Source organism: Kitasatospora sp. NPDC089797 (assembly GCF_040684795.1).
GTDB lineage: Bacteria > Actinomycetota > Actinomycetes > Streptomycetales > Streptomycetaceae > Kitasatospora.
In genome coordinates this window covers 130164-143892 of sequence record NZ_JBFBGS010000013.1, presented here as the reverse complement: position 1 = coordinate 143892, position 13729 = coordinate 130164, and the positions used below count along the sequence as shown (strand labels likewise).

The following is a 13729-nucleotide window of genomic DNA, read 5'->3' as shown; positions in this document are numbered from 1 at the left end:
CGCGCCACACGCGCCGGGCGGGCCGACGGCGGGCGACGTGCGGCGCACCGCCGGGGGCGGGGGCACGGGGCCGCCCCGCCGGGGGGGGGGGGGGCCCGTCCGGTCACTCTGGCCTATCCGGGCGGGACGGGCATCAACGCGGCTTCTTGAAGCCCAGGGTCGTCGCGTCCTTGAGGGTGTAGATGGTGCCGTCCGTGTCCTTGGTGAAGTCGCCGACCTTGGCGGCCGCCGGCGGGGTGTAACGCACGGGGAGCTTCTGGTTCTTCGTCACGATGTTCTCCAATCCATCGAGAGCGAGGCCTGGCGTGGCCTCGCTCTCATTGAGCCGCCGCCCGCCCATGGTGTCTACACGGACAATGCCGATCCAGCCAATGCGAGTCGGCTTCGATATTCATACGGGTGAATCGTCAACAAATCATTGGATGATCAACCCATTTAGCGAAGTGGACATGACAGGCATCGAAACGATCAAAATCGATCAAATCTAGGATCAAGCCTTTCATGATCGGCATATTATCGACGCCTGATGGCGTGAAGAACCCCGCTCCCGAATGGCGCAATCGGCAAGGGGAACGGTTTCAGCCGGTTGTGCGACCCCCCACGGTGGTGCACGGTTCTGGGGCGAAGCACCCGTGGTGCTGATTGAGCCCTGATAACCGTGATACGTGGGGGGTGAGAGAGGTGACGTCGCACAATGACCACCTCATGGTCTTTCCGGATTCCCCGGGCGGCGCCCGGGCCCACCGTCGGATCGGTGGCGAAGTACCACAGCTGGTGAACCACCCCTCCGGTCGGCCGTGGCTGGTCGGCTCCTGGGCGCCCGGGGACCTGGTCGTCGCGGAGGCCGGTCCGGTCCGGGTCGCGGTCTACGGACCGTGCCCGGTCGCGCCCGCCCGGCTGGACGCGCTGGTCTCCTCGGTGCGCGAGCTCTCGGACCTCGACGCCCTGGCCCGCAGCCTTCCCGGCAACACCCACCTGGTGGCCTCCGTGCACGGGCAGGTGCGCTTCCAGGGCACCGTCACCGGCACCCGCTGCGTGTACACCGCCCGGGTGGACGGCGTACCGGTCGCCGCCGACCGGGCCGACGTGCTGGCCGCGTCGATCGGTGCCGAGCCGGACGAGGAGCTGATCGCCACCAGCGTCACCTACGGGATGCTCTTCGCGCCGCTGAGCGAGCGCAGTTGGTGGCGCGGCGTGCACCAGGTGCCCGCCGACTCCTGCCTGCTGCTCCCCGCCGAGGGCGCCGCCCGGACGGCCCGCTGGTGGCAGCCGCCCGAGCCGGACGTCCCGCTCGCCGAAGGGGCGGTGGCGGTCCGCGAGGCGCTGCGGGCGGCGGTGGCCCAACGCCGGCTCGACCAGGGCACGCTGTCCGCCGACCTCTCCGGCGGCATGGACTCCACCTCGCTCTGCTTCCTCGCCGCCGAGCACGACCCGGACCTGATGACCTTCTGCTGGACCGGCGGCAGCGCGATCAACGACGACCCGCTGTACGCGGGCCAGGCCGCCCGGCTGCTGGCCCGCGGCCGGCACCTCACCGTGCCGGACACCGACGCCCCGCCGGTGTTCGCCCCGCCGTACTGGACGATCGACACCGAGGCCCCGCGCGCGGCCACCCGCGGGATGAACGCGATCCGCTTCGGCATCCGGCACCTGCTCGACCACGGCGCCACCCGGCACCTGGCCGGACACGGGGCGGACGAACTCTTCACCGGCGGCGCGGCCTACCTGCACACCCTGCTGCGCACCAGCCCGCTCACCGCCTGGCGGCAACTCCGGGCCCACCAGGCGCTCCACGACTGGCCGTTGCTGCCCAGCCTGGCCGGGCTGCTGCGCGGCGGCGACCTCGCCGACTGGTGGCGGCAGAGCGCCGACGACCTCGCCCGCAGCGCGCCGCTGCCCCGCTCCCCCTCCCTGGGCTGGGGCGAACGCCTGCCGGCGACGCCGTGGGCCACCGCCGAGGCGGTGCGCACCACCCGGGCGGTCTTCCAGGACGTCGCCGCCCGGGTCACCCCGCTGGCGCCCGACCGCGGCCAGCACGAGGCCCTCACCGCCCTGCGCAGCGCCGGCCCGGTGCTCCGGCTGATCTGCCGCGAGTTCGCCGCCGCCGGGCTGCCGCTCGAACTGCCGTACCTGGACGACCGGGTGGTCGAGGCCGTACTGGCCATCCGCACCCACGAACGCTTCAGCCCCTGGCGGTACAAGCCGGCCCTGGCCACCGCGATGGAGGGGCTGGTGCCCGACGTGATCCTCACCCGGACCACCAAGGGCGACTGCGAGGAGCCCGTCGACCGCGCCCTCCAGGAGCACGTCCCCGACCTGCTGGACCTCTTCGCCGACTCCGAACTGGCCCGGCGCGGCCTGATCGACGTCCGCCGGCTGCGCACCACGCTGGTCACCCCGCCGCGCGCCGGGGACGTCTGGTCCGCCCAGCTGGAGGCGACCATCGGCGCCGAACTGTGGCTGCGGGAGATCGCCGCCCGCCCCGCCCCCCAGCCGGCCCTGGCCGGACCCGCCCGCGGCGGCGCCGACCGCCCGGCCCCCGCCGCCGACCCCGAGGAGACGCCGTGACCAGCCCGCCCTGCGCACTCCAGCCCCGCGCCCGACTGCCGCTGCACCGGCGCCTGCTGCCGCTGGCCGCGGTGGCCATCGCCCGTCCGCTGGCCAGGCTGTCGCCCGGGCGGCTGAGCACCGTGCTCGGCGCGCTGAGCACCGGCGCCCGGCCGGTCACGGCGGCCCGGGCCTCCGCGGCCCGCAACGCGGTGGTCGCGGTCAGCCTGCGCTGTGCCGTCCACAACTGCCTCCAGCGGTCGATCGCCACCGCCGTCCTGTGCCGGTTCCGGGGCGGCTGGCCCACCTGGCAGGCCGGGGTGCGCACCACCCCGTTCGGCGCCCACGCCTGGGTGGAGGCCGAGGGCCGGATCATCGACGAGCCCTACCCCGACGGCTACTTCCGGCCGATGGTCACCGTCGCCCCGAAGCGGGCGGCGGCCGGGGCCGTCGCCCCCGAACAGCCCGCGCCCACCGCCTGACGACGGCCGGCCCACGCCGCGCCCACGCCACGACCACGCCCGGGAGGGCCGCATGACGCTCCGCCTGACCACCCACACGGTGTCCACCGACACCGACGACGGCGCCGTGCTGCTGAGCCGACGCACCGGCGCCTACTGGCAGCTCAACCAGACCGGCGCCTACGCGCTCCAGCGCCTGCTCGACGGCCACACCCTGGACGAGGTGGCCGAGGAGTTCGCCGCCCACTTCGGCATCGAGGCGGCCGAGGCCCAGCAGGACCTCACCGCGCTGACCGACCAACTCCGCTCCTCCGGACTGGTGGAGGCCCGCTGACCCCGGGGCACCGCCCCGGGCCCGGCCTCCGAGGGGAGCCGCGCACCCGATGCTTCGACAGCTGTGGAACCTGACCGAGGGGCAACGACGCGCCCTGGGCGCCGCCCTGCTGCTCACCCTGACCGCGGCCGCCGTGGGCATCGCCCAGCCGCTGGCCGCCAAGGGGGTGGTCGACGCGCTCACCGCGCACCGGCCGCTGCTGTTCCCCGTCACCGTCCTCGTCCTGCTGCTGCTGGCCCAGGCGCTCGTCGGCGCGGTCGCCGTGTTCCTGCTGGAACGCACCGGCGAGCGTTTCGTGCTGGGCCTGCGGACCGGGCTGATCTCGCGCCTGTTACGGGTCCGGATGGAGGCCTTCGACCGGCTGCGCGTCGGCGACCTGATGGCCCGCGCCTCGACGGACGTCGTCGTCCTGCGCGAGGCGCTGACCCACGTCTCGGTGCAGATCGCCACCAACCTGTGCGTCGCCCTGGGCAGCGTCGTGGCGATGTTCGTGCTGGACCCGGTCCTGATGCTGCTCATCCTGGGCGTCCTGGGCGCCTGCGGCCTGGTCATCAACCGGCTGTCGGCGGAGATCGGCCGCTCCTCCACCGAGTTGCAGGGCACCGTCGGGGCGATCTCGGCCGGGCTGGAGCGGGCCCTGTCCGCCCTGCGGACGGTCCGGGCCAACCGGGCCGAGCAGCGGGAGATCGACCAGCTCGGCACCCTCGCCCGCGGCGCCTACGACGCCGCACTGCGCGGCGCCCGGCTCACCGCCCTGATCGCCCCGACCGCCCAACTCGCCATCAACGCCGCCTTCGTGCTGGTCCTGCTGTTCGGCGCGGCCCGGGTCGACCGGGGCGCGCTGTCGCTCGGCGCCCTGGTGGCGATGCTGCTGTACGCGACCCAGTTGACCGGACCGGTCACCGAGCTGATGGAGGGCATCGCCTCGGTGAACCGGGCCAAGGGCTCCCTCGACCGGATCGAGGAGGTGCACGCCCTCCCGGTCGAGGACGACGGCGCCCTTCCCGGCCCGGCCGCCCTCGACAGCACCGGCCCGGGCGCCCTCGACGCCACCGGCCCCGGCCCGGCCGCCCCGCCGTTGGAGATCCGCGACCTGCGGTTCGGCTACAGCCCGGACACCCCGATCCTCCAGGGGCTGTCGCTCACCGTCCCGCCGCACGCGCTGGTCGCCCTGGTCGGCCCGTCCGGGGCCGGCAAGTCGACCACCTTCGCCCTGATCAACCGGTTCTACGAGCCCTGGAGCGGCAGCATCCGCCTGGCCGGGCGGCCCGCCGCGGAGATCGGCCTCCAGGACTGGCGCTCGCACATCGGCTGGGTCGAACAGGACTGCCCGATCCTGCACGGCACCCTCCGCGACAACCTGCGCTACGCCGCCCCGGAGGTCACCGAGGACCGGCTCTGGGAGGTCCTCGACCTGGTCAACCTCACCGAGAAGGTGCACGGTCTCCCGGCCGGGCTCGACTCCGAGGTCGGCGAGCGCGGGCTCCGGCTGTCCAGCGGCGAACGCCAGCGGATCGCCATCGCCCGCGCGCTGCTGGCCCGGCCCCGGCTGCTGCTGATGGACGAGCCCACGGCCCATCTGGACCCGGCCAACGAGGCCGCGCTGACGGTGAACCTCAACAACCTGCGCAAGGAGTGCGCCCTGCTGGTCATCGCCCACCGGATGTCCACCATCGAGGCGGCCGACACCGTGGTGATGCTTTCCGGGGGCACCGCCACCGCGGCCGGGCGGTACGACGAACTCCTCCACGGGGACCGGGACTTCCAGCGCCTCGCCGGGCACTGACCGGCCCGCGGACGCCTGACGCCTGACGCCCGGCCGGCGTCAGGCGTCCGCGGGCCGGAGCACCGAGGTCACCGCCCGGACGCAGCCGATCAGCGCCTCCGCCGACTCCCAGCCGCCGGAGCGCCAGAGCAGCAGGTCCGTGCCGTCCACCCGCCAGCTGAACGGCTGCGGTGCGGCGGCCAGGGTGCGGACCCGCGGGACGGACAGCACCCGCCGCGCCTGGCCCGGATCGGTCGCGTAGCTCCGGTACCGGCCGTCGAACTCCGGCTCCCCGCTGGCGATCCGCCCGTCCGGCACCGGTTCGGGGACCAGGACGGAGTGGAAGGCCCGTTCGTGCCGCACCTCGATCCCGTCCACCGGGGAGGGCAGCGACACCACCGCGACGCCGTAGACATGGGTCTCCCCGTTGTACCGGCAGCGGTAGCCGGCGGCGGTGAGCGCCAGCCCGTCGACCGTGCCGCCGACCTGGTCGGTGAGCCGCTGGGCGGCGCCGTAGTGGAAGGGCGGGCCGGCCACCGGCAGCCGCGAGGCGGTGAACTCCGGCTTTGCGGAGAATCCGTGACGACTCATCAGTTCTCGGGCGAGGCCACCGGCCCGGCGCCGGCCGCGGAACGCGTCGAGGCGCGGCGCGGTGAGCACCAGGGTGACGAAGGCGAGGAAGAACACGAGGGGGACGGCGACGTCCATGGCGCGCTCCAGCGGTCGGGATCCGTCGACGGCACCACCCGACCGCGAGGAGGCACACGCGACCTTCACGCCGACCAGACTTCCCGGCACACCGCTGTCGACTGTACGCGATCAGCCGCCCCGCGCAAGAGGCCCGGTTCGCCTTCGAATTCCCCTGCGAAAGAGGCAGGTTGACGGCCGTGCCGACGCCGCGGGCGATCATGGGCGGGTCGGTGCCGCCGCCCGGTGAGGAGCAACGCCGCGACCGCCCGTCCACCGACCCCGGACGGCATATGCACGGCCCGACCCCACGGGTGCCCTGCATTCCCGCCGACCTTCTCCCGCACCACCGGTCACTTCGGCCCCATCGGGAAATCACCCCTCACCGGCCCGATTCTTCACAGTGCGACGGTCGCCCGGAAAGCCGGTTCCGCGCAGGTCACCGGGCATTCCGGCGGCACCGGAAAGGACTTCGGCGATCACCGTCCGAAGATCCTTCTTCAAATGTCGAGCACCTGTTTCACACATCCCGCTCTTTGGGCGACCCGGATGCTCTACATTGATTTTCGCCCCGCCCGGTTGGGCGGAAGGCGGCATTCACCCGACCCACGGTCCGCGCTGCGAGCGGCCGGTGGTCGTGCCCCGGACGGGCGGGCGCGGGGACGAGCGTCTCCCGGTGCCGGACCGGGATCTTCACGTAGCGCTGCAACGGACGGCTTTGCCATGCGCCGGGGGCGGGGGCCTCCCGGAGGTAGGAACAGCGCGGCACGGGAGGTAGGGCCTCCTTAGGGGAGGAACACTGCGGGAGGCCCCGGCCTCCCGGGGGGAGGAACCGTGTGGAGCGAACACGTCGAACCCACTGGCGACTTGGAAGGGGCCGTTGAGCAGGAGGAGGGGGAATTAGTCGCCCCGTCCCCGTCGACCCGCAGGCACCCGGCGGACCGGAGGTTCGGCCGCACCGGGATCGACTGGGAGCAGCAGTACCGCCGGACCGTGATGATCAGCGACACCGGGGCCACCGCCCTCGTGGTGGCGGCAATCGGCGGCTTCTTCGGGGTCCGGGACGCGGCCAACTGGCACGAGAAGTGGGGCATCCTCGCCTTCGGCACCGAACTGCTGGTGCTGGGAGCGCTGGCGACGACCCGCGCGTGGGCCGCGGCCGTACTCGGCCAGGGCGCCGAGGAGTTCCGCCGGCTCGGGCGCGCGCTGTTCACCGCAGCCGTCGTCCTGGCACTCGGCGGGATCGCCCTCGGCTCGCACAACATCCGGCTCTGGATCTTCGTCGCGATCCCGGCGATCACCGGCGTCACCATGACCGAGCGGTACCTGCTGCGATTGTGGCTGCACAAGCAGCGCAACGAGGGGCGGTGCCTGCGCCCGGTGCTCGCCGCCGGGAGCCCGGCCACGGTGCGCGACCTGATCGCCCGGACCCGCAAGTTCCCGCACCTGGGCTGGCGGGTGGCGGCGGTGTGCACGCCGTACTCGCTCGGGCCGGGCGGTGACCGGCTGGACGGCGTGCCGGTGGTCGGCCGCCTGACGGACGTCGCCAACCACGTGCACCGGGACGGCTACCGGGTCGTCGCGGTCACCCCGGACCCGCACTGGACACCGGACCGGCTGCAGCGGCTGGCCTGGAACCTGGAGGGCGGCGACGCCGAGATGGTGGTGGCGCCGGTCCTGATGGAGGTGGCCGGTCCGCGACTGCACGTCGACGCGGTGCTCGGGATCCCGATGCTGCGGGTCAGCATGCCGACCTTCACCGGCGGCCCCCGGGCCGTCAAGGAGGTCGTCGACCGGCTGGGCGCCGCGGTCCTGCTGGTCCTGTTCTCCCCGCTGATGCTGGCCGTCGGGCTGCTCGTGCTGGCCGACAGCCGGGGCGGGGCGTTCTACCGGCAGCACCGGATCGGCAAGGACGGCCGCACGTTCACCCTGGTCAAGTTCCGCACCATGGTGGCCGGCGCCGACCGGGCCCGGGCCGAGCTGGCCGACCGCAACGAGGGCGCCGGGCTGCTGTTCAAGCTCCGCCGGGACCCCAGGGTCACCCGGGTCGGCGGGGTGCTGCGCCGGTACTCGCTGGACGAGCTGCCGCAGCTGGTCAACGTGCTGACCGGCTCGATGTCGCTGGTCGGCCCGCGGCCGCCGCTGCCGGAGGAGTCCGCCGCGTACGGCCCGGACATCCGGCGGCGACTGCTCGTCAAGCCCGGGCTCACCGGGCTGTGGCAGATCAGCGGGCGCAGCGACCTCCCGTGGGAGGAGGCGGTCCGGCTGGACCTGCGGTACGTGGAGGACTGGTCGCTCGCCCTGGACGCGGTGATTCTGTGGAAGACGCTGCGCGCGGTGCTCCAGGGCCAGGGGGCCTACTGACGGATGGGTGGGGGGCGCCGTGCGATCGGCGCCCGGATGGCCGGCCGTGAGGCCTGCCCGAGGGGAGGAACGGGTCATGCGGGTCAGCGTGTTGGGGCTCGGCTACGTGGGCTGCGTGTCGGCCGCGTGCCTGGCGAGTCTGGGACACGAGGTCATCGGGGTGGACGTCAACCAGGTGAAGGTCGACCTGGTCAACGACGGCAAGGCCCCGGTGGTCGAGGAACGGATCGGCGAGCTGATCGCCGAGGTGGTGCGGAGCGGGGCGCTGCGCGCCACCGGGGACGTCCGCGAGGCGGTGCTGGGCAGCGAGGTGTCGCTGGTCTGCGTGGGCACGCCCTCGGAGCCCAACGGCAGCCTGTGCACCACCTATCTGGAGCGGGTCACCGAGCAGATCGGCACCGCGGTCGCCGGGAAGGGCGGGCGGCACACCGTGGTGTTCCGCAGCACCATGCTCCCGGGCACCTGCCTCGACCTGCTGCTGCCGATCCTGGAGAAGCACCTGGGCGGCACCGCCGGGGTGGACGTCGGGGTCGCGGTCAACCCGGAGTTCCTGCGCGAGGGCACCAGCGTGCGGGACTTCTTCGACCCGCCGAAGACCGTCATCGGCGAACTCGACCCGGCCAGCGGCGACGTGGTCGCCGCGCTGTACGACGGCCTGCCCGGCGAGGTGTTCCGGGTGCCCGTCCCGGTCGCCGAGGCGATCAAGTACGCGGACAACGCCTTCCACGGCCTCAAGATCGGTTTCGCGAACGAGCTGGGCGCGGTCTGCCAGGCCCTCGGCGTGGACTCGCACCAGGTGATGGACGTGTTCCTGGCCGACCGCAAGCTCAACATCAGCCCCGCCTACCTGCGGCCCGGCTTCGCCTTCGGCGGCTCCTGCCTGCCCAAGGACCTGCGCAGCCTGGTGCACGCGGCGCAGCGGGCCGACGTCTCGGTGCCGATCCTCTCCCACGTGCTGCCCTCCAACGCCGACCACCTGGCCCGCGCGGTGGAGCTGGTCGAGCGCACCGGCCGGCGCCGGGTGGGCCTGTTCGGGCTGTCCTTCAAGCCCGGCACCGACGACCTGCGCGAGAGCCCGCTGGTCGAGCTGGCCGAGCGGCTCTTCGGCAAGGGCTACGACCTGCGGATCTACGACCCCAACGTGAACCTGTCCCGGCTGCTCGGCGCGAACCGCGAGTACATCGAGAACCGGCTGCCGCACCTGGCCCAGCTGCTCGCCGAGTCCGTCGGCGAGGTGCTCGACCACGCCGAGGTGTGCGTGGTCGGGACCAGGGACCCGGAGGTGCTGGCGGCGCTGCCGCACGGTGCCGGTCCGGCGATCGTCGATCTCGTCCGCCTTCCCGACGCCGAGCTGCGCCGGGCCGAACCGGGGTACACGGGCCTTGCTTGGTGACGCGCAGTTCGATGACGCGGTCGGCGGCGACGGGCGGGGCCGGCGCGCGCTGATCCTGGTGGAGAACCTGTCGGTGCCCTTCGACCGGCGGGTGTGGCAGGAGTGCACGACGCTGCGCGACGCGGGCTGGACGGTGGACGTCATCTGCCCGCAGGGCAGCAAGCGGGACACCGAGCCGGAGGCGGTGGTCGACGGGGTACGGATCCACCGCTACCCGCTGCGCGCGGCCACCGGCGGTCCGGCCGGCTACCTCCAGGAGTACGGGTCGGCGCTGTGGCACACCGCCCGGCTGGCCCGCCGGGTCGGCCCGGTGGACGTGGTGCACGCCTGCAACCCGCCCGACCTGCTGTTCCTGCCCGCGCTGTGGCTGAAGCGGCGCGGCGCCCGGTTCGTGTTCGACCAGCACGACCTGGTCCCCGAGCTGTACCTGTCCCGGTTCGACCGCGGCCGGGACCTGCTCTACCGCGGGGTCTGCGCGCTGGAGCGGATGACCTACCGGGCCGCGGACGTGGTGCTCGCCACCAACGAGAGCTACCGGGACGTCGCGCTGCGGCGCGGCGGCAAGCGGCCCGAGGACGTCTTCGTGGTGCGCAGCGCCCCGGACACCGACCGGTTCCGACCGGTGCCGCCCGAGCCGGAGCTGAAGCGCGGCAAGCCCCATCTGCTGTGCTACCTCGGCGTGATGGGGCCGCAGGACGGCGTCGACTACGCGCTGCGGGCGCTGGCGAAGCTGCGCGACGAGCTCGGGCGGACGGACTGGCACGCGGTGTTCGTCGGCGGCGGCGACACCTTCGACGCGATGGTGGAGCTGTCGCAGCGGCTCGGGCTCGCGGAGCAGGTGGAGTTCACCGGCCGGGTCCCGGACGCCGACCTGGTGCGCCACCTGTCCAGCGCGGACGTCTGCCTCTCCCCCGACCCGCGCAACCCGCTCAACGACGTGTCGACCATGAACAAGGTCCTCGAGTACATGGTGATGGGCCGGCCGATCGTCTCCTTCGACCTGCGGGAGGCCCGGGTCTCGGCGGGCGACGCCGCCGTCTACGCGCCCGCGAACGACGAGTCCGCGTTCGCCCGGCTGGTCGCCCAGCTGATGGACGACCCGGAGCGGCGGGCCCTGATGGGCAAGGTCGGCCAGGAGCGGATCAACGGGCCGCTGGCCTGGCGCAACTCCCAGCGGGCGCTGCTGGCCGCCTACGCCGCGGCCTGCGGTGACGGCACCGGCACCGGTTCCGCCGGCGGTACCGGTGGCGGTGCGCGGAAGCGGCCCGGGAGAAGGCCGCGGCGTTGAGCGACGACACGATACGCCTGGTCACGATCGGCCGGATCCTGCGTCGGCGCTGGCGGCTGCTCGCCGTCCTCACCGTGCTGGGTGCGCTGGTCGGCTACGGCGGCTCGCTGCTGTTCCCGCCGAGCTACACCACCTCGACCTCGGTGCTGCTGCCCGGGGTCTGGCAGGACCGCGAGTTGCTGACACAGGCGGAGATCGCGACCAGTTCGGTGGTGGTCGACCGGGCGGCCGCGGCGCTCAACTGGCCCGGGATCGGCGGCAGCAAGCTGCAGGACCGGGTGAGCGCCTCGGCCGCGGACGGAAACATCATCAAGATCTCCGGCACCGCGGAGACCCCGGAGCGCGCCCAGCAGCTCTCCGACCAGGTCGCCCACCAGTTCGTCGCGTTCGCCGCGCGGGTCGCGGGCGACAGCACCGCCCCCGAGGCGGCGCAGCCCGAGGCGCTGCGGCAGTTGGTGGTGCAGGCCAGCCGCCGGATCACCGACCTGGCGGCCGCGGTCGACCCGGGGCAGACGGTGGAGAGCGTGCAGACCCGTACCGAGCTGGAGAAGCTGCGCACCACGCTGCAGGACGCCATCAAGAAGCTGGACCAGGTCGACCCGGCCGCCAACAAGGCCAACATGGTCGTCATGGGGTCGGCCGCCCGGCCGACCGGCGAGGCGCCGCCGACCAGGACCCAACTGGTCGCGGCGGGGGCGCTGTTGTTCCTCCTGCTGGCGGTCGTCGGCCACCTCACCGCGGCCCGGGCGAGCCGTCGGCTGCGCACCGGGCCGGAGATCGCCTCGGCGCTGGGCTCGGCGCTGCTCGGCACCGTCGACGTTCCCGGCGAACGGGCCGTCCGGCGGTCGCGGGGGCGGGGCCCGCGGGCGCTGGCCGGGCGGCTGCTGGGCACCGACGTCCGCTGGGACGTCCCGCCCCCGCAGGCCTCCGGCGACGAGGCCGGCCGGCAGCTCCGCTACCGGCGGGTGTGCTCCCGGATCCGGGAGCAACTGCCCTCCACCAGGCCGCTGTTGGTGGTCGTCCCGGACGGCGACGAACCGGCCCGGCGGGCCGCCGGACAGCTCGCCGCCGAGGCGTCGGACGATCCGCCGCTGCGGGTCGTGGAGGTCCCGGCGGAGCGGCCGCTGCTGCCGGACCGCGAGGACGAGTCCGGCGCCCTGATCGTGCTCAGCCCGGGCAGCCGGACGGCGGCGGAGCTGGCCGGCCTCGCCGAGGCCTGTGCCGACGGCGGGCACGAGCTGGTCGGCGTCGTCGTGGCCGGTCCGGTCCGGGCCCGGCCGGCGCGCTCCGCCGACCACGCCCCGGCGGGTGCCGTGCCGGTGTCCGTGGGCGGCGACGGCCCGGGGCGGGGTGCGGGGTGAGCAGCACGCGCACCGCCTCGGACCCGCCCCCCGCGCCGCTGCTGGACCTCCAGACGCTGGTGGTCGCGGTGCGCCGGCGCCGCCGCCTCTGGTGCGCCACCGCGCTGGTCGGGCTGCTGCTCGGCGCGGCGGTGGCGGTGCTGCGCCCGCCGCCGCCGACCGCGGTGGCCAAGGTGCTGGTCGCGCACCAGGCCGACCAGCCGAACGACCCCGGCACGCTGATCCGCACCGACGTCGCCCTGCTCCAGACCACCGGGATCGCCGACCAGGCCCTGAAGGCCCTCGGCTCCACGGAGAAGCCGGAGGACTTCATGAAGGAGTACACCGGCGCCGGCCTGACCAACAACCTGCTGCAGATCACCGTGACCGCCCCCGACGACGCGCAGGCGCAGGCCCGGGCCAAGGCGCTGGCCGACGCCTTCGTCGCCGACCACGTGAAGCGGATCAAGGAGGCCGCGGACGCCGAGGCCAAGGCCCTGCTGGACCAGCGGGACCGGATGCGCGACGAACTCGCCCAGGTCAACCAGGCGATCGGCACCGGATCGAAGCAGACCGGGCCGAACGCCTCGGCGAACCTGGAGTCGCTCTACGCCAGCCGGGCCGAACTCACCTCGCGGATCACCGACTTCGGCCAGCGGGCCGCGGAGGCCCAGGTCGGCACGCCCCGGCTGGTGGCCGGCACCCAGATCGTGGACGCCCCGCGCGCGGTGCGCCTGTCGCTGCCCGTCACGGCCGCCACCGACGCCGGGGTCGGGCTGGTGCTCGGGCTGGTGCTCGGGCTCGCGGTGGCCGCGGTCGGCGCGGTGGTCGCGGACCGGCCGGTGCTGCGCCGGGAGATCGCCGCGCACCTCGGCGCCTCGGTGATCGCCGAGCTGCGCGGGGTGCCGCGCCGGACCGCCGGCCGGTGGCAGGGTCGGCGCGGCCGGGCGGCGCGCACCAGGCTCACCACGACCCTGGCCCGCACCGTGCGCGGCTCCGCGGAGGGGGTGTCGCTGCTGGAGCGGGGCTGCGCGCGCAGCGCGGCGGTGATCGCGCTGGACCTCGCCGGGGAGCTGGCGGCGGAGGGGCCGGTGGTCGTCGTCGACGGCCTGCCCGGCCCGCAGCTCGCCAAGCGCCGGGCGCAGCCGGGGGATCCGACCGTGGTCGGCGGCGACCGCGTCGCGGACCTGCCCCGGCAGGACCGCCGGCTCGGCGTCGGCTCGGTCTCCCCCGGCACCGCGTGGACCGACCTGCAGTACCTCGGCCCCCGGACGGTGCTCGTGGTCCGGGCCGGCCACGGCAGCGCCGCCTGGCTGCACACGGTGGCCCGGCAGCTCGCCGACCAGCGCATCCCGGTGCTCGGCGTGGTGCTGATCGACCCCGATCCGCGCGACCGCACCGACGGCACCCTGTGGGACGGGCCGCGCAGCGCACCGCGCGCCCGCACCGACCGTCCGGTCCGGCCGGGCGGCCCGGTGCGGCGGCGGACGGAACGACTACCGATGTGGACCGCACGGGTCCCGGACAGCGATCAGGAGGCGAGGTAGCCC

11 protein-coding genes are annotated in these 13729 nt (G+C 74.3%); 9 read left to right on the top strand and 2 right to left on the bottom strand.

Annotation, left to right across the window (positions count from 1 at the left end):
• Positions 1-133: 133 nt before the first annotated feature.
• On the bottom strand, positions 134-271 hold the full coding sequence (locus AB0O91_RS12870) for a hypothetical protein (RefSeq protein WP_363431094.1): 138 nt from the start codon (positions 269-271) through the stop codon (positions 134-136).
• A 503-nt stretch (positions 272-774) separates the two neighbouring features.
• Between AB0O91_RS12870 and AB0O91_RS12865 the strand changes: the two genes are divergently transcribed.
• The 4 genes from AB0O91_RS12865 to AB0O91_RS12850 are packed head-to-tail and all read left to right on the top strand — an operon-like array spanning position 775 to position 5128.
• On the top strand, positions 775-2568 hold the full coding sequence (locus AB0O91_RS12865; protein WP_363431092.1) for an asparagine synthase-related protein: 1794 nt from the start codon (positions 775-777) through the stop codon (positions 2566-2568).
• Positions 2565-3029: a lasso peptide biosynthesis B2 protein gene (locus AB0O91_RS12860; protein ID WP_363431089.1), complete on the top strand. Its 465-nt coding sequence runs from the start codon at positions 2565-2567 to the stop codon at positions 3027-3029. The genes AB0O91_RS12865 and AB0O91_RS12860 overlap by 4 nt, the downstream gene beginning before the upstream one ends.
• Positions 3030-3081: 52 nt before the next feature.
• Positions 3082-3342 (top strand): lasso peptide biosynthesis PqqD family chaperone, encoded by a 261-nt coding sequence (locus AB0O91_RS12855; RefSeq protein ID WP_363431087.1) that lies wholly within the window; start codon positions 3082-3084, stop codon positions 3340-3342.
• Positions 3343-3391: 49 nt separating this feature from the next.
• The gene (locus tag AB0O91_RS12850; protein ID WP_363431084.1) at positions 3392-5128 is read left to right on the top strand and encodes an ABC transporter ATP-binding protein; all 1737 of its coding nucleotides are present in this window, start codon (positions 3392-3394) and stop codon (positions 5126-5128) included.
• A gap of 39 nt (positions 5129-5167) precedes the next feature.
• On the opposite strand, the gene AB0O91_RS12845 is transcribed toward AB0O91_RS12850, so the two are convergent.
• Positions 5168-5815 carry a hypothetical protein gene (locus AB0O91_RS12845; protein ID WP_363431081.1) on the bottom strand — a complete coding sequence of 216 codons (648 nt, stop codon included), beginning with the start codon at positions 5813-5815 and terminating at the stop codon, positions 5168-5170.
• Positions 5816-6790: 975 nt separating this feature from the next.
• Between AB0O91_RS12845 and AB0O91_RS12840 the strand changes: the two genes are divergently transcribed.
• The 5 genes from AB0O91_RS12840 (at position 6791) to AB0O91_RS12820 (ending at position 13726) form a co-directional block, all read left to right on the top strand.
• A complete protein-coding gene (locus AB0O91_RS12840; RefSeq protein ID WP_363431165.1) occupies positions 6791-8158 on the top strand; it encodes a sugar transferase in 1368 nt (455 codons plus the stop codon).
• A gap of 76 nt (positions 8159-8234) precedes the next feature.
• On the top strand, positions 8235-9551 hold the full coding sequence (locus tag AB0O91_RS12835) for a nucleotide sugar dehydrogenase (RefSeq protein ID WP_363431079.1): 1317 nt from the start codon (positions 8235-8237) through the stop codon (positions 9549-9551).
• Complete coding sequence (locus AB0O91_RS12830; RefSeq protein ID WP_363431076.1) at positions 9541-10839, top strand: glycosyltransferase family 4 protein; 1299 nt, start codon at positions 9541-9543, stop codon at positions 10837-10839. The genes AB0O91_RS12835 and AB0O91_RS12830 overlap by 11 nt, the downstream gene beginning before the upstream one ends.
• Positions 10836-12200: a Wzz/FepE/Etk N-terminal domain-containing protein gene (locus tag AB0O91_RS12825; protein ID WP_363431073.1), complete on the top strand. Its 1365-nt coding sequence runs from the start codon at positions 10836-10838 to the stop codon at positions 12198-12200. Before AB0O91_RS12830 ends, AB0O91_RS12825 begins: the two co-directional genes overlap by 4 nt.
• Positions 12197-13726, top strand: coding sequence for a Wzz/FepE/Etk N-terminal domain-containing protein (locus tag AB0O91_RS12820; protein ID WP_363431070.1), 1530 nt, complete (start codon positions 12197-12199; stop codon positions 13724-13726). Before AB0O91_RS12825 ends, AB0O91_RS12820 begins: the two co-directional genes overlap by 4 nt.
• The last annotated feature ends 3 nt before the right edge of the window (positions 13727-13729 follow it).